The 22098-nt window shown below is 45.4% G+C and carries 21 protein-coding genes; 8 read left to right on the forward strand and 13 right to left on the reverse strand.

Annotated elements, in window-relative coordinates:
• The first annotated feature begins 3 nt into the window (after window positions 1-3).
• Window positions 4-858 carry a 3-deoxy-8-phosphooctulonate synthase gene (kdsA, locus tag B9G69_RS15085; protein ID WP_265437815.1) on the forward strand — a complete coding sequence of 285 codons (855 nt, stop codon included), beginning with the start codon at window positions 4-6 and terminating at the stop codon, window positions 856-858.
• A 107-nt stretch (window positions 859-965) separates the two neighbouring features.
• On the forward strand, window positions 966-1886 hold the full coding sequence (locus B9G69_RS15090) for a S1 family peptidase (protein WP_176400899.1): 921 nt from the start codon (window positions 966-968) through the stop codon (window positions 1884-1886).
• A gap of 63 nt (window positions 1887-1949) precedes the next feature.
• Here the strand turns inward: B9G69_RS15090 and B9G69_RS15095 are convergent, their stop codons facing one another.
• Window positions 1950-2321 (reverse strand): hypothetical protein, encoded by a 372-nt coding sequence (locus B9G69_RS15095; protein WP_088614409.1) that lies wholly within the window; start codon window positions 2319-2321, stop codon window positions 1950-1952.
• A gap of 248 nt (window positions 2322-2569) precedes the next feature.
• Here B9G69_RS15095 and B9G69_RS15100 point away from each other — a divergent pair, with 248 nt between their 5' ends.
• The 3 genes from B9G69_RS15100 (at window position 2570) to B9G69_RS15110 (ending at window position 4988) form a co-directional block, all read left to right on the forward strand.
• Complete coding sequence (locus B9G69_RS15100; RefSeq protein ID WP_088614408.1) at window positions 2570-3496, forward strand: S1 family peptidase; 927 nt, start codon at window positions 2570-2572, stop codon at window positions 3494-3496.
• Window positions 3497-3609: 113 nt separating this feature from the next.
• Window positions 3610-4209 (forward strand): LA_2272 family surface repeat-containing protein, encoded by a 600-nt coding sequence (locus B9G69_RS15105; protein WP_088614407.1) that lies wholly within the window; start codon window positions 3610-3612, stop codon window positions 4207-4209.
• A gap of 128 nt (window positions 4210-4337) precedes the next feature.
• Window positions 4338-4988, forward strand: a complete 651-nt coding sequence (locus tag B9G69_RS15110) for a transglycosylase domain-containing protein (RefSeq protein ID WP_265437816.1) — start codon at window positions 4338-4340, stop codon at window positions 4986-4988.
• A 37-nt stretch (window positions 4989-5025) separates the two neighbouring features.
• Here the strand turns inward: B9G69_RS15110 and B9G69_RS15115 are convergent, their stop codons facing one another.
• From B9G69_RS15115 to B9G69_RS15135, 5 genes are read right to left on the reverse strand one after another with little or no spacing between them, the layout of a single operon-like run.
• The gene (locus tag B9G69_RS15115) at window positions 5026-5295 is read right to left on the reverse strand and encodes a DUF5985 family protein (RefSeq protein ID WP_088614405.1); all 270 of its coding nucleotides are present in this window, start codon (window positions 5293-5295) and stop codon (window positions 5026-5028) included.
• A gap of 1 nt (window position 5296) precedes the next feature.
• Window positions 5297-5554 (reverse strand): DUF5985 family protein, encoded by a 258-nt coding sequence (locus B9G69_RS15120; RefSeq protein ID WP_254916749.1) that lies wholly within the window; start codon window positions 5552-5554, stop codon window positions 5297-5299.
• A gap of 2 nt (window positions 5555-5556) precedes the next feature.
• Window positions 5557-5937, reverse strand: coding sequence for a hypothetical protein (locus B9G69_RS15125; RefSeq protein WP_088614404.1), 381 nt, complete (start codon window positions 5935-5937; stop codon window positions 5557-5559).
• Window positions 5927-7981: a response regulator gene (locus B9G69_RS15130; RefSeq protein ID WP_088614403.1), complete on the reverse strand. Its 2055-nt coding sequence runs from the start codon at window positions 7979-7981 to the stop codon at window positions 5927-5929. Before B9G69_RS15130 ends, B9G69_RS15125 begins: the two co-directional genes overlap by 11 nt.
• A gap of 9 nt (window positions 7982-7990) precedes the next feature.
• Window positions 7991-13306 carry a HAMP domain-containing protein gene (locus B9G69_RS15135; protein ID WP_416220940.1) on the reverse strand — a complete coding sequence of 1772 codons (5316 nt, stop codon included), beginning with the start codon at window positions 13304-13306 and terminating at the stop codon, window positions 7991-7993.
• A 483-nt stretch (window positions 13307-13789) separates the two neighbouring features.
• Here B9G69_RS15135 and B9G69_RS15140 point away from each other — a divergent pair, with 483 nt between their 5' ends.
• Together B9G69_RS15140 and B9G69_RS15145 are read left to right on the forward strand one after the other, a co-directional pair.
• Window positions 13790-14209, forward strand: coding sequence for a hypothetical protein (locus tag B9G69_RS15140; RefSeq protein WP_088614402.1), 420 nt, complete (start codon window positions 13790-13792; stop codon window positions 14207-14209).
• A gap of 53 nt (window positions 14210-14262) precedes the next feature.
• On the forward strand, window positions 14263-14577 hold the full coding sequence (locus B9G69_RS15145; protein WP_088614401.1) for a putative quinol monooxygenase: 315 nt from the start codon (window positions 14263-14265) through the stop codon (window positions 14575-14577).
• Here the strand turns inward: B9G69_RS15145 and B9G69_RS15150 are convergent.
• From B9G69_RS15150 to pheS, 7 genes are all read right to left on the reverse strand, one after another.
• Window positions 14574-15341, reverse strand: coding sequence for a YoaK family protein (locus B9G69_RS15150; protein WP_088614400.1), 768 nt, complete (start codon window positions 15339-15341; stop codon window positions 14574-14576). The two genes, B9G69_RS15145 and B9G69_RS15150, sit on opposite strands and share 4 nt — an antisense overlap.
• 39 nt (window positions 15342-15380) lie before the next feature.
• Complete coding sequence (locus tag B9G69_RS15155) at window positions 15381-16094, reverse strand: PA14 domain-containing protein (RefSeq protein WP_088614399.1); 714 nt, start codon at window positions 16092-16094, stop codon at window positions 15381-15383.
• 213 nt (window positions 16095-16307) lie between these two features.
• Window positions 16308-16622: a hypothetical protein gene (locus tag B9G69_RS15160; RefSeq protein WP_088614398.1), complete on the reverse strand. Its 315-nt coding sequence runs from the start codon at window positions 16620-16622 to the stop codon at window positions 16308-16310.
• A gap of 61 nt (window positions 16623-16683) precedes the next feature.
• On the reverse strand, window positions 16684-17313 hold the full coding sequence (locus B9G69_RS15165) for a MerR family transcriptional regulator (RefSeq protein WP_254916748.1): 630 nt from the start codon (window positions 17311-17313) through the stop codon (window positions 16684-16686).
• The gene (locus B9G69_RS15170; RefSeq protein ID WP_088617065.1) at window positions 17282-17617 is read right to left on the reverse strand and encodes an integration host factor subunit alpha; all 336 of its coding nucleotides are present in this window, start codon (window positions 17615-17617) and stop codon (window positions 17282-17284) included. The genes B9G69_RS15165 and B9G69_RS15170 overlap by 32 nt, the downstream gene beginning before the upstream one ends.
• Before the next feature lie 115 nt (window positions 17618-17732).
• Entirely contained in the window at window positions 17733-20171 is a 2439-nt protein-coding gene (gene pheT, locus B9G69_RS15175; RefSeq protein WP_265437818.1) for a phenylalanine--tRNA ligase subunit beta, read from the reverse strand.
• Complete coding sequence (pheS, locus tag B9G69_RS15180; RefSeq protein ID WP_088614396.1) at window positions 20168-21193, reverse strand: phenylalanine--tRNA ligase subunit alpha; 1026 nt, start codon at window positions 21191-21193, stop codon at window positions 20168-20170. Before pheS ends, pheT begins: the two co-directional genes overlap by 4 nt.
• A gap of 198 nt (window positions 21194-21391) precedes the next feature.
• Between pheS and B9G69_RS15185 the strand changes: the two genes are divergently transcribed.
• On the forward strand, window positions 21392-22036 hold the full coding sequence (locus tag B9G69_RS15185; RefSeq protein ID WP_217897658.1) for a hypothetical protein: 645 nt from the start codon (window positions 21392-21394) through the stop codon (window positions 22034-22036).
• Window positions 22037-22098 lie beyond the last annotated feature (62 nt).

The following is a 22098-nucleotide window of genomic DNA, read 5'->3' on the forward strand; positions in this document are numbered from 1 at the left end:
GACATGCAAAACAAAGTCGTTAAAATAGGCAATATCGAAGTCGCAAACAACAAACCATTCGTTCTTTTCGCGGGTATGAACGTGCTTGAAAGCCGTGACCTTGCGATGCAAGTTTGCGAGCACTTCGTAAAAATCACTGACAAACTTAAAATCCCGTATGTTTTTAAATCATCATTCGACAAAGCAAACCGCTCGTCGATCCACTCCTACCGTGGCCCAGGGATGGAAGAAGGCTTGAAAATCTTTGCTGAACTTAAAAAAACCTTCGGGGTGAAAGTCATCACTGACGTTCACGAAGTGGGTCAGGCGAAAATCGTAGCTGAAGTGGCTGACGTCATTCAGCTGCCAGCGTTTCTTGCTCGTCAAACGGATTTGGTTGAGGACATGGCCCGCACAGGTGCTATTATCAACGTTAAAAAGCCCCAATTCCTTTCTCCAAGCCAAATGGGCAACATCGTCGAAAAAATCGAAGAGTGTGGCAATGACAAGGTGATCTTGTGTGAGCGTGGTTCTTGTTTTGGTTACGACAACTTGGTTGTGGATACATTGGGCTTCAATATCATGAAGAAAGTTTCTAAAGGCTCACCAGTGATCTTGGATGCGACTCACGCTCTTCAGTTCCGTGATCCTATGGGAGCCGCTTCCAGCGGTCGCCGTGGGCAAGTTGCCGAGCTTTCTCGCGCAGGTCTGGCGGTGGGCCTTGCGGGTCTTTTCATCGAGGCACATCCAGATCCTAAGAATGCAAAATGTGACGGCCCCTCCGCCCTTCCACTAGCGAAAGCCGAGCCGTTCTTGGCGCAGATGAAAGCGCTTGATGATTTGGTGAAAGCCTTCCCGGCCTTGGATACCGAAGCCTAAGGATTCCGCGAGCTTAAAAAAAATTATTACCAGTGTTTAATTTTCTTGCAAAAGTGTGGGGGTTCTATAAAAGGACCCCCACACTTTTTTATTGCGAGGACATTGAGTTGAAATTACTAAGCGCTTTGATTTTGGCAGCTTCTTTTATCACTATCGGTTGCGGATCTTCCGTCAGTACGAACACTGTTTCTAATAAAAACACAGGTGCCATTATCGGCGGCCAATTGGTTAAAGAGGGCACGGCCCTAGCTCAAAGCGTGGTCGGTATTTATGACGACAACGAAGGCTTCACTTGCACGGGTTCACTTTTGCCTAACAATTTGGTTTTAACGGCTGCCCATTGCATCGGAAAAAATCCATCTGGCGCTTACATTGTTTTTGCTCCTGATATGGAAGCGATCCTAAATCTAGGCAATAATTTCAAAAACTCTCCGAAGGTTCGTCGTGTTGTTGCGATGAAAGCTCATAGCGATTTCAACCAAGGCGAAGAGAATTCCGCAATTCCAGGAAACGACGTTGGCTTGATGATGTACGATGGCCAAACTCCAGAGGGCTATAAAACTGCAAAAGTTTTAACAGATGCCACCGCGTTGAAAACGGGTGCTTTGACAATTCTAGCAGGCTACGGCGTTGATTCTGATGAAGTGATAGTCGTGGACCCTAAAAAGACAAAAAACCTTCAACAAATGATTAACAACGGTGAGGTCTTCTGCGACAGCGACGACGCTCGCAAAGCCACTTCATGCATCCGCGAGGAGCTAAGTGGCCCCGCAATTTTAAAAGCCGTGACAGTCAAAGTTAAATACAGCCCAAATGACGGCGAAGTGATTTTGGACCAAAGAGGTGGCAAAGCAGCCTGCTCTGGCGATTCCGGGGGCCCTGCTTACATCCAAGTTGGCGAAGAGTTCCAACTTTGGGGTGTTACGAGCCGCAGTGGCATCGGCTGCAACAATGACATCATCTATATGAACATCCTGCACTACGCGACGTGGATCAAAGACACGGCGAAATCTTTCGGCGTTAAATAAGGAACCGACTGCAGATCAGTCGAAAAAAAGGCGGCCCAGAAGCCGCCTTTTTTTTATTCTCGATTAAGGCTTTAACAAAAAAAGTTCTGACTCTCTGGTTTCTTTGTCATGAACCTTGATTTTTACATCTTTCTTGGGAGCCAGCTGTTCTTTAAACTGATATCCGCTTGCGGTGGAAACCAAATCCAACTGGCGAGCAAGCCCTTTGGCGTCTGTCGTTTCAGCGGTGACGGAATATCTTGAGGAGCTGATTCCCTTCATGGTTTTCCCTACCACCGACACCCGCACGGTGCGAGAACCCGCATCAAAATCAATCGCAAACAAACGTCCCTTGCGAGGCACGATGGTGTTCTCAAAGTAAGGCCCCTCTTCCTGCGCCCTGCCCAGGCTCCCCAAAATTAGGACTGCAAAGAGACCGGAAATCAGCTTTTTCATAGGTATCTCCCCTCAATACCCGATTTTCGAACTGCTATAGAGGCCAGGGCAAATGCTTTGTCCTATTCCTGTCTAATCCCACTCTAACTAGCAGTTTTAACGGGACTTTTTCCTCCTGGATCAAGACCATAAGTGAGATGCTTGTAGAGATTTTCGACAAAATTGAGCCGGCCTTAGAAAACTTTATGTGGGGCTGGTAAACCTCTGATTACAGGCTAAAATACGGACTTTATTGAAGGACGTTTCTTATGAAGCTTTATGGAATTTTGGCGCTCGCTGTTTTGCTGACTTCTGTCGCATGTTCTCAATCTGAAAAGCGAGGGCTGACTGCGAAAGGCAATCCATCCATCATCGGTGGTGCCATCGTTAAAAAAGATTCGTTCTTAGCCAGAAGCACAGTTGGTATTTTCGACGCCCAATCGACCATGGTTTGCACCGGCGTACTTCTGGAGAACAATCTCATTCTCACTGCCGCTCATTGCGTGGTGGAAGATTTGAGCGAGCTGTTCATCGTGTTTTCCCCCGACATGGAATCCTTGCTAAAAAATTCTGACATGTTAAAAAAATCCCCTCTGACTCGTCGAGTTTCTAAAGCTGTGGCCCATCCTGATTTTAACCAAACGATTCTTGCAGAGAGTCCCGCACCTTCATTGAACGACATCGGTTTGATGAAATTTAATGGCACAACACCTAAAGGTTATTTGCCTGCCAAAATTTTGCCAAACATGAAACTGCTAATACCTGGCAGTGAAACATTGATAGCAGGCTATGGAGTGGAAACTGACAACGTCGTCGAAGTTGACGTCAAAGACACTGAAAATCTTAAAGAGCTTGAAGACATGGGTTTAGTGGTCTGCGAAATCGATGCTAAAGACAACAGCAAGCATTGCTTCGCTGAAGAAATGGATGGTCCCGCCATCTTAAAATCCACATCAGTTGTTATCGAAAATCTTCCAAACACTCATGAAGTGATCGTCCGTCATGATAACCAGCATGGTCCATGCTCAGGCGATTCTGGTGGACCCGCTTATCTGAAAATGGGCAATGATTATTACGTGTGGGGAATTGTGAGCCGCAGTCTTTTGGGTTGTTCTACAACGACGACGTATACAAATGTTTTGTCGTTTAATAGTTGGATTAAACAACAAAGTGCTGTCCTTTTAAAATCCAAATAGATGACTTCATTTGCTCCATTGGGTTCCATGAGTAATGGCAATAAAGGGCTACCAAAGTCTTGATCTTGACTCGATTGTTTGCGGCGAGGGCCGTTGATGTTCAAGAATGAGCTATGAAAAGAAATATCATAGCCACAATATTTTTATCCGTTCTTCTAACAACATCTGCTAGCTTTGCGGCGTTCACTCCCCTGTCAGTCAATATCGTGCCTCCGGTGCAATTCCCTCCACAGGATTTTTCTGTGACAGGTCTGCGTGCAAGTCTCCTCTATGGACATCAACGTGATATGTATGGTTTTGATTTTGGCGTGCTGGGTAACATCACGGATCAGGATTTTGTCGGAGTCGCTGTATCTGGTATTTTCAACGCGACTTACGGAACAACTCGTGTAATCGGTTTACAACTCGCTGGTTTCGGAAATTACAATCAACAAAAAACTTCGGTCGTCGGTGTTCAAGCAGCGCTGGCTATGAACTATAACGTCGCTGAAAGCAGTATCTATGGTTTGCAGCTTGCGATGGCAAACATCAACCCTGCCGCTTCGATTTACGGGTTACAGCTTGGCGTTTACAACAGAGCCCGTGTGGTTTATGGCATTCAGTTAGGACTCGTAAACATTGCTGATAACCTACACGGTATCCAGATCGGTCTGGCTAACTTTAATAACTCGGGACCGTTCAAAATCTCTCCTATCCTGAACGTAGGATTCTAACCTTAGCTCCTCTAACAGTTTATTTCCTCCTGCCGTTCGGTTTTCATCTCGACCAATGGCAGTGAGGTGTTTCTATTTCCCCTATGCTTTGCTATGCTTCTCCCATATATCCGGAGCGTATCGGCAGTATGAGATCAATCACCTTCACCCTGACATTCTTTTTTTTCGGTTCCCTGCTTGTCTTGGGGGCCTTGGGACTTTTCGGTCTTTCTGAATATGTTCGCGTGGGCAAAAGTGTGGACCGAGCAATGGTGTTTAAACCCCATCCTTATGTGGCATATGCGCAGTTGCCCCCGGCATTGATTAAAATATTCAACGAAGTCGAGTATCCTCAATCTGCTATGTGCAATGAATGGTCGGGGCTTGAGAAGACTTTTTCAGACACACCGTCTCTGCATCCTGACTGCAATCTTACCTGGGAACTGATCAAAATTTTGATGCCGACGGCGACTCAAGGAAGTTTTATAAAAGAATATGAAGACCACATGACGTTTTTTCGCCTGCATGTGAAATATGGATACAATGAAATCCTGGAGCAAGTGATCAATCGCTTTCCGTTTGGAAAAGTGGAAGACCGCGAGTTAAATGGATTTCAAAACGCCAGTGTATACTATTTTAAAAAGAGTTTAAACGAACTCAGCCTTGAGCAGCTGGCGGGCCTTGTGGTTATCAGCAGAAATCCTGCTTACTTTTATCCTTTTGAAGATAACAAAATGTACCTGCGTAACAGGACATTTTTATTAAATCTGATTCGTCCTTCGGGAACCCCTGCTTACTAAGGGTTCCCCCTCTCTAAAAAGACGACCTGACACAGCCCTAGTTGCTGCGATTTTTATCAATCACGGCAATAATAATTAACAGAAACGCCAATAGCCTCATAGAAAATATCCACGAGTTTTCTTCGTCTGAATTAGGCAGGAAAATAAAAAACCATCGTTCTGCCGCCAACATAAAAAATGCGCAAGCGAACATCGCAAAGAATCGATCATAGGTTTTACGCCAAAATCTCAAAAAGAATATTCCTGACGTCAACGATGCCATCATCACAGCCCCATAGATAAACTGCTTTAAAACTTCAGAACCCATGTTACACCGTATCCCAGATCAAACCATAAACCATCGCAACCATACCGACTAAAATGATCCAAGCGCGAACCATCGACAAATCGTATTCAGGGCCCAGCATAAAATCCACCGAGAGCAAAATATTATTCAAGGCCACTCCGATGAAACAGATACTGCTCCAAAACAGCAGCCTCGTTTTGTTTCTAAAATAGGCCTTTCCCAAAAACAGGGCGCAACCGAAGCTCGTTACAGAACAAAGCAAATAAACACAAAACGCCACATTCAATCCTTTTTGATCTTAAATGCATTCGCAAAATCGCGGATGCTGTCAATGGGTTGCGAGTAAATATAATTCGTCAGCATCGAGCGACGCGAATGATACAAAACTTCCAATTTATCGATCAAAGGACTGTGTTCGCTCGAGCGGTAACGATAGCGATTTGCTTCGCGCGCAACCACACCAATGCTTACTAGGTCCTCTAACTGAGAACGAGCGAAGCCTGGATTTGAGCGCATTTCCAAACTGATCTCTTCAGGAGTCCAACCTCTCAGGTCATGTTTCTTTAAATGGAAAAGTACATCTAACAATGTGATCGAGTGTATTTGACGTCGGATAAAGCTTTTGAGCTCTGCCGAAATATCACCAGAGTCATCAAATGGCACAATGATCCTCCCGGTGTTTTTTGTCCCGGAAGATACCAGTCAATACTTCAATTAACTGATTAAAATTCACTGGCTTTGCCAAGTGATGTGTACAACCCGCGTTCATACTTTTCACTGTCTCCTCCTTAAGTGCATGGGCTGTGAGCGCAATGATCGGCGTCTCGTAACCCTGCGCACGCAATCTTCGCGTGGCTTCATAACCATCCATAATGGGCATTTGTATATCCATCAAGACAGCATCATATTCTTTGTTTAAGGCAGCCTCGACTCCTTCACGGCCGTTATCAGCAAAATCCACTTCAGCACCAACAGCACCCAGAAAATGTGAAATCAGGGCTTTATTGTCCTGAACATCCTCAACCAGCAGGATTTTCATTCCCTCTAATTTTTTAGTGCCCTTATGGTTCAAATCTCGTTCATTTGAAGGCACATGAAAGTTCAAGGCTTCAATAAAGTGAGTTCCCTCGACAGGATCTGCGTTCACCTCTACCAGGAACGTACTGCCTTGACCTGGCACACTATCTACCAAAGTCACATCTCCGCCCATGGCTCTGGCAAGCTGTCTGGAAAGTGCCAAACCCAATCCCGTACCACCAAAGTTGCGGGTGGTTGCACTGTCCTCCTGCATAAAGGGCTGGAACAGATGATTAGCGTGAGCCGGATTAATACCGACGCCAGAATCGCTGATATAAAAGCGAATCTTACTGTGCTGATCGGCGTTGTTGCGCGCCACCCATTCGACATCCACATGGACGTGCCCGTGGCTGGTAAACTTAATAGCATTGCCAATTAAGTTTAATAAAATCTGACGAAGACGGGTTTGATCCGATGAAATCATCTTCGGAATGCTGGAATCCAGATCAATTCTAAAATCCAAGCCCTTATCCAAGGCTTGCAGTCTTAGCAAAGAACGAATGTCCTCCAGAACACTTTCTACATCGACGTCGACTTTTTCAATTTGCAGGCGACCAGATTCAACTTTTGAAATATCCAAGATTTCATCTATGATTTTCAAAAGCTGGTCGCCGTTTCGTTGAACGGTATGAATCCATTGGTTGCGCTCCTCGACAGTCTGATCTTCATCAAGCATCAGTTCTGTGAATCCCAAAATCGCATTCATGGGAGTGCGGATTTCATGACTCATATTTGCCAAGAAGTTTGTTTTTGAAACACTGGCAGCGTTGGCTTGTTTTTCTGCCTCGATTAATTTCATCTCGATGTTTTTGCGATCATGAATATCCGTACAAGTACCAATCCATGCCACCACTTGACCTGTGAAGTTTGTTTCAGAGGCGGCGCGAATCCAAAACCATCGTTCCTCGCCCTCTTTATTGATCAGGCGAACTTCCGTTTCAAAAGAGCGACCATCTTGCATGGCCATCATCCAGGTTTTTAAAAAATCCCGCAAGTCATCCTCGACGACCACACTCTGCCATCCACTTCCCAAGCTTTGCTCGATGGAAAGGCCTGTATAATCAGTCCAGCCTTTATTGAAATAATCCAAAGTCCCGTCAGATTTCGCTCGCCAAATAATATGAGGAATTGCATCAGCCAGACTGCGGTAACGGCGAAGATTTTCGACTTCTAGTTCTGCCAAACGCAAATAACGCTCTCGCGATTCGCTTTCGCGAATCAACTCGGCTTGTTCTTCGAGCTGTTTTGATTTTAAAAACAACTCGACAAAAATGCTCACCTTGGCGCGCACGATTCCGGGCTCAAACGGCTTAAAAATATAATCAACCGCTCCAGCTTCGTAACCGCGATAAATGTATTGATCGTCCTTATTGATTGCCGTCACAAAAATGATGGGTGTCTGACGATGTTTAGGATGCAGGCGAATATGTCGAGCCGTTTCAAAGCCATCCATTCCCGGCATTTGCACATCCAACAAGATCACAGCAAACTCACGATTTTCTAAAAGACCCAAGGCCTCCGGACCGGACTGTGCTTGAACCAAATTTACGCCTGGCAGGTTTAAGACCGCTTGCAAAGCAAGCAGCCCATCCAGACGGTCATCGACGATAAGAACATCCACTGTTTTCATTGTCTTTTCCTATACCGATGCAGAAACTGTTTTCGGCAACCAAGAATACATCACGGACAGCAAGTGAGCCTCATCCACTGGTTTCGTCACGTAATCTGACGCCCCTGCAGATAAACACTTCTCGCGGTCACCCTTCATTGCTTTTGCCGTTAATGAAATAATCGGCAAAGACACGAACTGCTCCAGCGCACGGATTTCATGAATGGCCTCAAGACCATCCATTTCTGGCATCATCGTATCCATCAACACAAGGTCCGTATCTGGATTTTCCATCAAAGTTTTAATACCTTGGCGGCCGTTTTCAGCAAAGATCACATTCATACCGCGCATTTTCAGAACGCTGCTCAATGCAAATACATTTCTAACGTCATCATCAACGATCAAAATTTTCTTACCCGTAAAGTCGGCATCGCTTGGCAAAGGTGTCACTTCAGAGATTTCATCTGCAGGGCTTACCAAGGTTCCTTCAGGCAGCGAATACTTCACCGGCAACGTCAGGATAAAGCTACTGCCTTGCCCTGGTGCACTTTCAACGGTGATCAGGCCGCCTAACAGGCGTGCGATCTCGCGGCTGATCGTTAATCCCAAGCCCGTGCCACCGTATTTTCGGCTTGTCGTTCCGTCCGCTTGTTGGAAGGCTTCAAAGATCAGTTTTTGCTTGTCTGCAGGAATGCCAATACCGGTATCTGTTACGCGGTAAACAATAGAACCCGCTTCTGCTTTCACATCCATTGTCACGCGGCCTTTGTCGGTGAATTTAAATGCATTCGACAGTAGGTTTTTCAAAATTTGATGCAGACGATTTTCATCTGTCACCATGGTCATCGGTAAGTCGTGACTTGTTGTCACCGTAAATTCTAGACCTTTATGTTCTGCCACGGGGCGGAACGTTTGCTCTAGATATTCTTTCACTTCTGCGATCTCGACGATTTTAGGTGATACTGGCATTTTGCCAGCTTCCACTTTCGAAAGGTCTAAGATCTCGTTGATCAAGGCCAACAAATCTTGGCCCGCAGAGTGCACTGTGCTTGCGAATTTGACTTGTTCACTGCTTAAGTTCTTTTCGCGGTTGTCCGCCAAAGTTTTTGAAAGAATCAGTAAGCTATTGAGCGGAGTTCTTAACTCATGCGACATGTTGGCCAAGAATTCCGATTTGTACTTGGAAATCAAGGACAGCTGTTCTGCTTTTTCTTCCAAAGATCGGCTGGCAAGTTCGACCTCTTGGTTTTTCACTTCCAAAAGACCCGCTTTGTCTTCGAGCTCTTTGGCTTGAGCTTCCAGCTCGACGTTTGAACGTTTCAACTCTTGCAGAAGTTCTTCTGTTCTCATACTTGATGAGATCATATTTAAGATAACTCCGACGGAATCCATCAACTGATCCAAGAAGTTGATATAGTTCTGAGTAAATGGTGTCAAAGACGCAAGCTCAATCACCGCTTTTAGCTCGCCTTCAAATAACACCGGTAGAACGATGATATTGCGAGGCCTTTCTTCAACGATGCTGGAACTGATCATCACGTAGTCTTCAGGCGGATTCGTCAACAGGATGCGTTTTTTCTCAAACGCACACTGACCGATCAAACCTTCTTTCAGTCTGTATTTATTCGAAACTGTACGACGTTCTGTAAAGGCATAGCTTGCAATCAAATTCAAAGTCGCTTCATTACCCTCGTTTTCAAGCATAAAGAAGGTCCCTTGACGAGCGTCTACCAGCGGAGTCAATTCGGACATAATTAACTGAGCCACTGCGGTGATACTTCTTTGACCTTGCATCATCCCCGAGAATTTCGCGAGATTGGTTTTTAACCAGTCCTGCTCGTTATTTTTCTCGGTCGTATCTTTTAAGTTCGAGATCATCTGATTGATATTTTCAGAAAGTGCGGCAACTTCGCCTTGTGCTTCCACCGAGATGGAACGTGTTAAGTCACCTTTTGTTACTGCCGTCGATACCTCGGCGATGGCACGAACCTGCGCCGTTAAGTTTCCGGCAAGCTGATTCACGTTATCCGTTAAGTCTTTCCATGTACCAGAGGCACCCGGAACGCTGGCCTGACCACCCAGTTTACCTTCGATACCCACCTCGCGGGCAACAGTAGTTACCTGATCCGAGAATGTTCTCAAGGTATCCGTCATCGAGTTGATGGTTTCCGCTAAGGCCGCAACTTCCCCTTTGGCTTCAAGGACGAATTTTTGTTTCAAATCCCCGTTGGCAACAGCCGTTACGACTTTCACGATACCACGTACCTGCATGGTCAAATTTGAGGCCATGAAATTTACGTTATCTGTTAAGTCTTTCCATGTTCCCGCAACACCAGGAACGCGAGCTTGTGCACCCAGTTTTCCTTCGATACCCACCTCGCGGGCAACGGTTGTTACCTGATCGGCGAATGTTCTTAGGGTATCGGTCATAGAGTTAATTGTTTCAGCAAGAGCCGCAACCTCTCCTTTGGCTTCAAGAACGAATTTTTGTTCCAAGTCACCATTGGCAACGGCAGTTACGACTTTGACGATACCACGAACTTGAGTGGTCAAATTCGAAGCCATGAAATTTACGTTATCTGTTAAGTCCTTCCATGTTCCAGAGACACCACGCACTTCCGCTTGGCCCCCGAGCTTTCCTTCCGTACCCACTTCCTTGGCAACACGGGTTACCTCGGCAGCGAACGAGTTCAGCTGATCCACCATGACGTTGATAGTATTTTTTAGTTCTAGAATTTCGCCTTTGGCATCAACAGTAATTTTCTGAGACAAGTCCCCTTTGGCAACTGCAGTTGTTACTTTGGCGATATTACGAACCTGCGCTGTAAGATTTCCGGCAAGACCATTTACGTTATCCGTTAAGTCTTTCCACGTACCGGAGACACCTTTTACCTCGGCCTGACCGCCCAGCTTTCCTTCAGTACCCACCTCTTTGGCAACACGGGTTACCTCGGCAGCAAACGAGTTCAGCTGATCCACCATGACGTTGATCGTATTTTTTAGCTCAAAGATTTCGCCCTTGGCATCAACGGTGATTTTTTGTGACAAGTCACCTTTGGCAACCGCCGTTGTTACTTTCGCGATATTACGAACCTGATCGGTCAAGTTTCCGGCCAAACTATTTACGTTATCTGTTAAGTCTTTCCATGTACCGGACACACCTTTTACGTCGGCCTGACCGCCAAGTTTTCCTTCAGTACCCACCTCTTTCGCAACACGAGTTACCTCGGCAGCAAACGAGTTCAGCTGATCCACCATGACGTTGATGGTATTTTTTAGTTCAAAGATTTCACCTTTTGCATCAACGGTGATTTTTTGTGACAAGTCACCTTTGGCAACCGCTGTTGTTACTTTCGCAATATTACGAACCTGCGCTGTCAGATTTCCCGCAAGACCATTTACGTTATCTGTTAAGTCTTTCCAAGTTCCAGAAACACCTTCAACTTCGGCCTGACCGCCAAGTTTTCCTTCAGTACCCACCTCTTTCGCAACACGAGTCACCTCGGCAGCAAAGGAGTTCAGCTGATCCACCATGACGTTGATGGTATTTTTTAATTCAAAGATTTCGCCTTTGGCATCAACCGTGATTTTTTGTGACAAGTCACCCTTGGCAACGGCGGTGGTCACTTTAGCGATGTTACGTACCTGCGCTGTCAGATTTCCTGCAAGACCATTTACGTTATCCGTAAGATCTTTCCATGTACCAGACACACCTTTTACGTCAGCCTGGCCTCCCAGACGACCTTCCGTACCCACCTCTTTGGCAACACGAGTTACCTCGGCCGCGAAAGAGTTCAGCTGATCCACCATGACGTTGATCGTATTTTTTAATTCAAAGATTTCACCGCGAGCATCAACTGTGATTTTTTGTGACAAGTCGCCATTGGCAACCGCAGTTGTTACTTTGGCGATATTACGTACCTGGGCAGTTAAGTTATTCGCAAGACCATTTACGTTGTCTGTCAAATCCTTCCACGTTCCAGATACACCTTTTACGTCGGCCTGACCGCCCAGCTTCCCTTCCGTACCAACTTCCTTGGCAACACGGGTTACTTCTGCGGCGAAGGAGCGAAGAGTATCAACCATCGTATTGATAGTATCTTTAAGTTCTAAGATCTCGCCCTTGGCATCAACCGTGATTTTTTGCGACAAGTCCCCTGTGGCAACGGCCGTCGTTACCTTTGCGATATTACGAACCTGCGCGGTCAAGTTATTCGCAAGACCATTTACGTTGTCCGTTAGATCTTTCCATGTACCAGACACACCTTTTACGTCCGCCTGACCGCCTAGTTTCCCTTCAGTACCCACGTCTTTCGCAACGCGGGTAACTTCGGCTGCGAACGAGCGCAGCTGATCCACCATGACGTTGATGGTATTTTTTAATTCAAAGATTTCACCGCGAGCATCAACTGTGATTTTTTGTGACAAGTCGCCATTGGCAACCGCAGTTGTTACTTTGGCGATATTACGTACCTGTGCAGTTAAGTTATTCGCAAGACCATTTACGTTATCTGTTAAGTCTTTCCATGTACCGGAAACACCTTTTACATCGGCCTGACCACCCAGCTTCCCTTCCGTACCTACTTCCTTGGCAACACGAGTTACCTCCGCAGCAAACGAAGAAAGCTGATCCACCATGACGTTGATCGTATTTTTTAGCTCAAAGATTTCGCCCTTGGCATCAACCGTAATTTTTTGTGACAAGTCACCTTTGGCAACGGCTGTTGTTACCTTTGCGATGTTACGTACCTGATCGGTCAAATTTCCGGCCAAACTATTTACGTTATCGGTTAGATCTTTCCAAATCCCCGAAGCTCCCCGAACGTCAGCTTGTCCGCCCAGCTTCCCTTCAGTACCCACCTCTTTAGCCACACGAGTTACCTCGGAGGCGAAAGAGTTTAGCTGATCCACCATCGAGTTCACAGTTGTACCGATGCGGAAAAACTCCCCCTTCACCGGTCGACCATCGATTTCCAAAGACATCTTTTGAGACAAGTCACCCTTGGCCACAGAGGTGATGACACGCGCGACTTCCTGAGTTGGCTGAACCAGATCACCGATTAGTAAATTGACTGAATCGACGTTCGTTGCCCACGCGCCCTTTACAGAGCCCATCGACACACGCTCATTCATTTTACCTTCCTGACCGACGATGGCACGAACCCGCACAAATTCATCAGCCATGGCTTCGTTCAACTCAATAATATCATTTAAAACTTCACCAATTTCGGCGATAATGCCCTCTTGATGGATCGGCATTCTGACCGCAAAATCTCCGCGACGCACAGCTTTCACTGTAAAAAGTAACTGGCGCAATTGCTCTTTGGCATTGTTGTCAAAACCCAATCCTCGTGGCGAAAAATCCAGGTCAGGATCAGAAATATTTTTTGCTCGTTTTTCAGAAAGTGCTTTTTTTCCCTCTGAAAAAGGCTTCAACTTTGTAGCGATTTTTTTCGCAGACTTAGATTTCGGTTCAACAGCAGAATCGACTTTTGCCACAGAGGCCCCCTCATTTTTCGATTCCTTAAATTAACCTTAGGCCATTTTGAAATTGTAACTAAAACGAAATTATTGCAGGGACTTAATTGATTTTGACCACACTCGGTCAATTACAAAAGAGTAAATTGTATGATCGTGTACCTTGAATTTTAATGTTAATCCGCAAAACCAAGTTGTGAAGAAATCACAACATCTTTCAATCACACCCCGAAGAAAAACTATGCCGGATACTATTCAAGTTAAGCATAATAACTTGATAAGTGCCCATTTCACTTTAGGCAATTGTCCGACTAAAAGCGGCTCATTCAAACAAACACACAAGGATTATGAATGAAAACTCTTCTATCTACATTTGCCATCATTTTGTCTCTCGCATCTTTTGCTGAGGCAAAAAGTCTTTCTTGCCGCTCAGTCGATATCATCGAAGGTTGGACGGGCTTCACGACTCGCGACCACGTGACATTCACAGCGGTGATTCAATCCGATGAATTGCTAGCAGGCGCTCGCATGCGTGGTGCGCTTATAGCCTCTGCAGGCGCTTTAGTAGCTGATCAAAGCTATGCATCCAAAAACCCTCGTTATGTTCACTACACGCGCTTTAGCGGTCTTGAAGATGCTTGGTGCTGGTACACTCCCTTTCTTCCAAAAGACATGGCAAATACCACAAATTCCGAGTTCACAGGATTCATGGGCAGAACATGTGAAAATGGTTCAACAGCTAACATCGCTTTGAAATGTGTAATTAAATAGCCGCCCTTGCTGACTCCGGGAGGTTTCATCAAAATGGAGCTGAAGGAGTCTGCATGTCGATAGCTCGCGTGAATCACTTTGTCGCACAGCCAGACAAAATCGAGGACCTGCACGAGTTCTTGGCAGAAATTTGCTATGAAATACGCAGTGCTCCTGGGAATCTTTCTGCCGACCTTTTACAAAAAGAAGACGTTCCCACTGAGTTTTTAGTGATCGAACGCTGGATCAGTAAAGAAGCTCATGCAAATTCCGCCAGGGCCATTCCAGAAGATAAACTGCAAAAGGCCAAGTCTCTTCTTGCCACGACACCCGATGGATCTTTTTATAACGATTTTAATTTAGATCTATCGGAACAAGACTATCTTTAAGAGGCCGCTATGTGGCGCGGCTTGATGATTTGGAAGTAAATCATCGACACCAATAAAATCCCCGTCGTGAATGCAGGAACTAAAAACCCACCAAATCCCACCAGCGGATACAGGAACCCTGCGAACACCGATCCCATAACAAACATGGCTATGATACCCAGACGCATAAACGTTGCTTTATGTTCACTGTCTAAAAGTTCTTTGTGCTCAGCAGGCAAAATTCTTTTATTCAACAAACGAACCAAGCCGATACCTAAATCCGTCGTGATCCCCGTCAAATGCGTGGTGCGAACCACAGATTTGGAAACACTGGTAATCGTTCCGTTCTGAACACCGCAAGTAAAACAAAGCAGAATCAGCAGAAGATATCCGTTTTGAGATTGTTCAAGAGAGGCGCCAAATGGTCCAAACCATCCCATCCATCCACCCAGGGTCGCGATCAGAATAAGAACCAACATGACGGCATAGGCGATGTAGTATTTAGGTTTTTTTCTTAGCTTCAAACGAATATCAACCAGATATGCACTGACCATCGCACCGAAAAGAAAGAACAGCGGAACGATGAGCATTCCCCAAGCATGACTGCGATCTTTTTGCGAGAATTCGTAACCAAAGAACGTCGCAAAGCCCGTCACATGGGACACGAAACGATGGCATGCTAGGAAACCACCCATGTTAAGGACACCCGCTTGGAAGGCCATAAGCATCCATATGGTGATATTGCTGCGCGAATAATGAGAGATGGATTCGTTACCGTAAAGCACCTCTAGATTATTGGCCCAGAGATGCTCGAAGTCTATCCCTTAGTGAAATAATACGTCAGAAGGGACGACCGTCCAACCGCCTGTGGAATTGCAAGGCTTGTTATGCATCGAAGCGGGTCGCCAAAAAACTTGCAAAGCGATATAATAACGAGGTCCTTGGTAATAGCGAACTTGGATTGAATGCTTGGAGCCCTCTGTGAGTTGAACAGATTTCCCCGAGCAAGCCCAAGTCACACTGTGAGTGCCATCGTTATTAACAACCTCTTGGCCGTCGATATTCAATATGGAACCATCATCTGAAGCGATTGCAAACTCATACTGACCACTTGAGTACTTGGAGTTCAACATTAAATAGCCTTTTAAATTCAAAGCAAAATACTCGTTCAGATCAGTGCCATCCGACTGTTTCAACTGAGTACCATCCGGACCTGGAAAGCCATCCAACCAAGAGCGCAGTGGAATATCCAAATTCGACATCTGAACATAGATCGGCAACAGAGTGCCCTTGTCGATATAATTTTGAACACCAACGCCTTTAAGATAGTAATAAACATTTCCTAAAAGGCCTTCGCCTTCAGAACAATCCGATGATGAATGGGAGTCAGAAAAAGGATCACAAACCGTCTGCGCGCCGTCTCCGGCATCAACGACTCCTGCAGCCTCTGCTGTGACTTGCGAAAACCCCTGTTTTGCACAATTTTGAAAACCAAGGACAAGGAATGCGCTTAAAATGATATATTTGGCTTTTTGCATTTCACACCCCCAGCACAGACTATGAAAGCAATTTTGAAGCCATCCAGGAGCCGCTACCCCGCATTTGAAACAGCCACGGTGAGAAACACTTTGTCTATTTTATGACGGCATAAAGAGGTAAGTCGCTAAGACCACAGATGAAAATGCTATTCGCTCACTCTGTGAACGATGCACTTAATTTAGACGTCTTATAACGAAACAAATCGGCAGGCATCAACCCTTGATGGCTTTAAGTTTGCGCAGAGGATGTCCATTCGGAGCGTGAAGCTTGATGCCCTTAGAGATGTTGTCCCAGGAAGCACCCGTCAAAGGGATGTACCAATTATTCCACCACATCCAAGCGTTCTTTTTATAAAGACACAAAAACGTGGTTCCTAGACGTTTCTTGATTTGCGCGGATTCAATTTTGTTCCAAGGAAGTACTTTTACTTTTGTTCCAAAGATAAAGGTTTTCGTGCTCAAAAGGGAAATTCCCTCTTGAGATATCTTGATATTAAATGTTGGCGCTCCAAGCTTATCGATATTCACAAGAAACCTTTTTACTATCTTGAACAAGAAAAAAGGGCTTCGTTTCCGAAGCCCTTTAGATTTACATAAACATTCCGCGAAGTTTGCGGATATCTGTCAACAAACCCTCGACCATCTCATTGACGTTATCGAGTTTGTGATAGACCTGACTCATGTCTTTTTCTTTACGAACATGAGCTTTCAATTCCTTCATCGCATTTCTTGCGCCTTCGATCGAGAAACGATCACGGTGCAAAAGCTTACGAATGAGTAGCGCATTCTCAACGTCTTTGCGAGTGTACATACGTTGATTATTAGAAGCTTTTTTAGGTTTTAGAACATCAAACTCAGTTTCCCAATAACGAAGAACGTATTGTTTGATTCCCAAAATCTCAGCCACATCGCCGATTTTAAAAGCCATTTTATTAGGAATCGCTTTAATCTCATCCATCAACTTATCATCACAAAGCATCGCAGGGATTGAGATTTGTTGAGCTTGCACTGCTTCTTGAGGAACTCCTGCAGATTCAGCCTCTATAAATTCCAAATGTTGATCACCCAACGCCAACGAGTCTTCAAAACTTAATTGATTCTCGTCAACAGACTGATCAACAATCGGAGTCATCGGATACTCGGTACGCTCGCTTGTAGACGCCGTAGCAGTATCCGTTACTTCAGCACTATTCATCGTCGCCGTAGTCGTCATCATCATCGTCGTCATCCTTGAGATGTTCGTACTCCTCGCCATTCAACATCGCCTTCAACACTTGTGAAGGACGGAATGTAAGAACGCGACGAGCAGAGATTTTGATTTGTTCGCCAGTTTGCGGGTTACGACCAATACGCTCGTTTTTCCCACGCACAACGAAATTTCCAAATCCAGAAATCTTAACTTTATCGCCATTTTGCAAAACATGCTTCAAGGTATCAAAGCACAGTTCAACCAGCTCAGAGGCTTCTTTTTTAGAGAAGCCGATTTTCTGATAAACGTTTTCGACGATATCGGCCTTCGTCACAGTTGATTTACCCAAGTTTTGGCCAGCCATTGTGATCCTTCACTTTTCCTACCACGTAATAACTCGTGGGATTAATTAACTAAAGCGTAACAAGCTCCTGAAAACAATCAAGAATTTATCTCACAGAAAGATCAAAATTCTTCTTCAAAGACTCTAGGACCTTCGTTGTCACTCCTGAGATCTGCTCTTCTTGCAGTGTGCCATTCTTATCTTGCAGCCACAAACGGATCGCCACGGACTTCTTACCTGCTTCCATTTTGTCGCCTTCGTACAAGTCAAACACGTCAACGTTCACAAGCAACGCCCCCGCCGCTTTACGGATGTCTTTCAGAACATCGCCCACCTTCAATGCTTTTGGCATTACAAAGGCAAAGTCACGTTCAACAACTTGGAACTTAGAAACACTTTGAATACGGAATGGACGAGGCTGACCTTTGTACAATTGCTCTAAATCAAACTCACCCACCGCTGCTGGTACACGGATCTTAGCATCATCCAACAAAACGGGATGAAGAGTCCCGATGAAACCAACCTTCTTACCCTCGACAAGCAACTGTGCATATTGGCCCGTGTGCATGAAAGCCGGGACTTCCGACTTATTAGCAGGAGTAACCCAAGTGTAAGAATTGATATTCAAAGATTTCAAAAGCGTCTCTACAGTCGCTTTCAACTCAAACACGATGGGATAATCCAAAGATTTATTCCAAAGGTTTTCATTGCGGCCCCACAAAGCAAAACCCAGACGCGGGTTTTCGCCGTAAGAACCATTGTCGCCCGTATAGAATGTGCCGCCGATTTCAAACAAACGCCCCATCATGTTGCCATAATGGAAGTTCGTCGTCAGATTTCTAAATAAGCCAAAGCTCAATGAAGATCTCATCACATCCATCTCCTCATTCAAGGGATTCATGATGCGAATTTCTTTAGTCGTAGCATTCAAACCAGCTGCTTTCAAAGTTGACACGTCACCCAAGAAAGCTTTCTCGGCCTTGGAACCAACGAAAGCAAAGTTGAAGGCTTGTTGGAATCCATCAGCACGCACAAGCTCACTCACTGCTTTATTCAGCAAAAAACCTTTATCGTGATGGGCTGGTGGATTTGTGAACACTGGCAACGCTTCAGGAATATGGTCGTAACCATTCAAGCGCGCGTATTCTTCAACCAAGTCCATGTCTTGCTCTAAGTCGAAGCGGAATGTTGGCGGCAAGACTTTGAAAGTCTCGCCATTTTTTTCAATACCGCAACCCAGTCGTTTCATATAATCCACGAACTGAGCCTCAACTGCAGTGTAACCCAAACGATCCGACACAGTTTTCACAGTGATAGTGATTTGATTTTTCTTAACTGGATTTGGATAGAAATCATGATGATCAGCATACGCTTCACCACCAGCCACTTCCAAAATCAAAGCTGTCGCACGGTTCAAGCCACGCAAAGCCCCATCTGGATCCACACCGCGAGAAAAGCGGTAAGCAGAATCTGTATCCACACCGTGAGTACGAGACGTTTTACGAGCACTCATTGGAACAAAGTAAGCAGATTCCAAGAAAACGTCTGTGGTCGCCTCGTTCACTCCTGAATTTTTTCCACCGATAACCCCAGCTAAACACATTGGATGAGAAGAATCACGAATCGTGAGTTCTTCTCCTGTCAATGTTTTCTCTGTTCCATCTAAAGTGACAAATTTTTCACCTGCGGTCGCGCGATCCACGACCACTTTTCGGCCACCGATAAATTGCGCATCGAAAGCATGAAGCGGTTGCCCTAACTCCATCATCACAAAGTTTGTCACGTCGACGATGTTATTAATCGAGTTCATCCCCACAGATTCCAAACGGTGTTTCAACCATTCTGGAGATGGGCCAACTTTGACACCTTTGATGACCCGAGCCGTGTAACGAGGGCAAAGATCAAAAGCTTTCACTTCCAAAGCGATTTCACTCTTAGAAGATTTAGCACCCAATTTTGGCTCTGCCTTTGGTGCTTTCAATTCTTTAGACAGCAAGCACGCCACTTCACGAGCCAGACCGAAGTGACTTAAGCAGTCTGCGCGGTTCGGAGTTACTTTCAATTCAAAAGTGATGTCGTCATAACCACCGTACTCAGCGTATGACTTACCAATTGGAGCATCCGCAGGAAGAATCGCGATACCGTCTGATTCTTTCGCTAGACCCAACTCTTTCAAAGAGCAGAGCATTCCGGCAGAATCAACACTGCGAACCGCAGATTTTTTGATGGCGAAGTTTCCTGGCAAAACAGCGCCTGGCAAAGCCACAATCACACGGTCGCCCGCTTTGTGGTTTTGTGCACCACAAACGATTTGATGAACAACGTCGCCTGTGGATACACGGCACACAGAAAGTTTATCCGCATTAGGATGTTTATCTTTTTCAAGGATGTGACCAATCACCACATGATTGAAATCTTTAGCAAGGTTTGTGATCTCTTCAACCTCAAGACCTGCACGAGTCAGTGTTTCAGCAAGTTCTTCTGGCTTAGCGAAGAACTCTTTCACATCTACATATTCTTGGAGCCATTTTAAACTGATCTTCATTTTACAAACTGCCTTAAGAAACGAACGTCATTTTCAGGGAACAAACGAATGTCTTCGATGCCGTATTTGATGATAGCCATACGCTCGACACCAAATCCAAAAGCGAAACCTTGATATTTTGGATATTCAATTTTTGCCATTTGAAAAACTTTAGGATTCACAAGACCACAACCGCCGATTTCGATCCAACCTGTTTGCTTACACAAACTGCAACCTTTGCCCTTACAAATTGGGCACGAGCAATCAACTTCCGCAGACGGTTCAGTGAATGGGAAAAAGCTTGGACGGAAACGAGTTTTCAAACCTGGACCGAAGTATTCACGAACAAAGAAACTGATCGTGCCTTTAAGGTCCGCCATAGAAACTTTTTCATCCACACACAATGCTTCGATTTGATGAAAGTTTGGCAAATGGGAAATATCGCTGTCGCAGCGGAACACAGGGCCCGTACCAATCACACGCAGTGGAAGTTTTTCTTCTTCCATGGTGTGAATTTGGATGGGTGACGTGTGCGTTCTTAGCACGTGAGTTTTATCGATGAAGAAAGTATCTTGCATATCGCGAGCTGGGTGATCTGCAGGAATATTTAAAGCTTCAAAGTTGTAGTAATCTTTTTCAATCACCGGGCCTGTGCGCACAGAGTATCCCAAACGCGACATGATCGTAAAGATTTCCTCGATCACCATGTTCACCGGATGTTGCGAGCCCTTCGCGCGAGAAGCACTTGGCAAAGTCAGATCCAGCTCTTCAGCCGCCATCTTTGCACCGATTTCAGATTTTTTGAGGGCTTCTTCGGCTTCTGTGTAAGCGGCTTCAAGCACAGCTTTCACTTCGTTGACCTTTTTACCAAACAGAGGCTTTTCCTCTTTCGGCAAAGTAGCCATCTCTTTCATAATTTCAGTCAATGAACCACTTTTCCCAAGATACTGAACCTTGAGATCATATAGTTCCTTCGAGCCTGGTGCCGCTTTGAAGGCCGCCAGTGCTGCTTCTTTAATGGAGTCGAGTTTGCTTGTGCTCATAGGGACCAAATATCCCGCTAAAACCCTCTATATTCAAGGATTTGGCCCGCTTAGCTCACGGCAGCACGAGTATCTTGCTGCGTATTTAAGCAAAATCTCCCAAACATCCGCTGTGAGGCCCCTTTTCGGGTCGTACCAAATCGAGATTTTGCCTCTCTAGACGTTCAGTCACACCCTGACATCGCCGATATAAAACTTATGGGAGTTCTTATGAAGTACTGGATGATCGCACTTGCGATGATGACATATTCGCACCAAACATTTGCGCAAATCGAAGCAGATATCGAAGCGGAAATGAACATGGGCCAATCGGAAGAAGCAAAAATCGACGCTGCAGAACAAAAAAAATTCTTAGAGCGCGAGAAAATCCGTAAGGAAGCCATGAAACAAGCGGCGTTGAAATCAGCTCAAGAGGCGAAAAATCTAGCTGCTGCTGCTGACCGCGAGGCGCAGCGCACCCGTCTTGAAAAGGCCCGTCTGACTTCAGAAGTCGCGGGCTATCAACGTCAAATCAAATTGAACGAAGGTCTTAAAGCTAAAGCTCAAAAAGAAATCGAATTCCAAAAAGCTGAAGCAGAACGCTACAAAAAGTTCGCTCAAGAATACAAAGATAAAATGGTCGCTACTCAAAAAGAATTGGACCGTTTAAACGAAGAAAAGCGCAACATCGCTAAGTGGACTCAGGAAGCCAAAGAACAAGCTTTAAAAAACCAAAGAAACGCTGCCTACGCGGCTGCCAAAGCGAAACAACAGCAGTCGTACAACGACAAGGCCCGTGAAGACGGGGGGCGTATTCACCGCGCTGTCAGCTCCGAAGGCGGAGCCACTCCTTACGGAAAATAACAGAGGGCCGCTCACAAGCGGCCTTTTTTCATTTAGGCCCCACCACTCTCCCCAACAGGCAG

The organism is Bdellovibrio sp. SKB1291214, assembly GCF_002209355.2.
Taxonomy (GTDB): domain Bacteria; phylum Bdellovibrionota; class Bdellovibrionia; order Bdellovibrionales; family Bdellovibrionaceae; genus Bdellovibrio.

What these genes read in the sequence shown, in the direction of transcription:
- B9G69_RS15110 (WP_265437816.1), top strand. Translation starts at nt 4,338, where the DNA reads ATGAGATCAATCACCTTCACCCTGACATTCTTTTTTTTCGGTTCCCTG.
- B9G69_RS15165 (WP_254916748.1), bottom strand. Translation starts at nt 17,313, where the DNA reads ATGATGATGACGACTACGGCGACGATGAATAGTGCTGAAGTAACGGAT.
- B9G69_RS15105 (WP_088614407.1), top strand. Translation starts at nt 3,610, where the DNA reads ATGAAAAGAAATATCATAGCCACAATATTTTTATCCGTTCTTCTAACA.
- pheT (WP_265437818.1), bottom strand. Translation starts at nt 20,171, where the DNA reads ATGAAGATCAGTTTAAAATGGCTCCAAGAATATGTAGATGTGAAAGAG.
- kdsA (WP_265437815.1), top strand. Translation starts at nt 4, where the DNA reads ATGCAAAACAAAGTCGTTAAAATAGGCAATATCGAAGTCGCAAACAAC.
- B9G69_RS15155 (WP_088614399.1), bottom strand. Translation starts at nt 16,094, where the DNA reads ATGCAAAAAGCCAAATATATCATTTTAAGCGCATTCCTTGTCCTTGGT.
- B9G69_RS15185 (WP_217897658.1), top strand. Translation starts at nt 21,392, where the DNA reads ATGGGAGTTCTTATGAAGTACTGGATGATCGCACTTGCGATGATGACA.
- pheS (WP_088614396.1), bottom strand. Translation starts at nt 21,193, where the DNA reads ATGAGCACAAGCAAACTCGACTCCATTAAAGAAGCAGCACTGGCGGCC.
- B9G69_RS15130 (WP_088614403.1), bottom strand. Translation starts at nt 7,981, where the DNA reads ATGAAAACAGTGGATGTTCTTATCGTCGATGACCGTCTGGATGGGCTG.
- B9G69_RS15095 (WP_088614409.1), bottom strand. Translation starts at nt 2,321, where the DNA reads ATGAAAAAGCTGATTTCCGGTCTCTTTGCAGTCCTAATTTTGGGGAGC.
- B9G69_RS15100 (WP_088614408.1), top strand. Translation starts at nt 2,570, where the DNA reads ATGAAGCTTTATGGAATTTTGGCGCTCGCTGTTTTGCTGACTTCTGTC.
- B9G69_RS15145 (WP_088614401.1), top strand. Translation starts at nt 14,263, where the DNA reads ATGTCGATAGCTCGCGTGAATCACTTTGTCGCACAGCCAGACAAAATC.
- B9G69_RS15115 (WP_088614405.1), bottom strand. Translation starts at nt 5,295, where the DNA reads ATGGGTTCTGAAGTTTTAAAGCAGTTTATCTATGGGGCTGTGATGATG.
- B9G69_RS15140 (WP_088614402.1), top strand. Translation starts at nt 13,790, where the DNA reads ATGAAAACTCTTCTATCTACATTTGCCATCATTTTGTCTCTCGCATCT.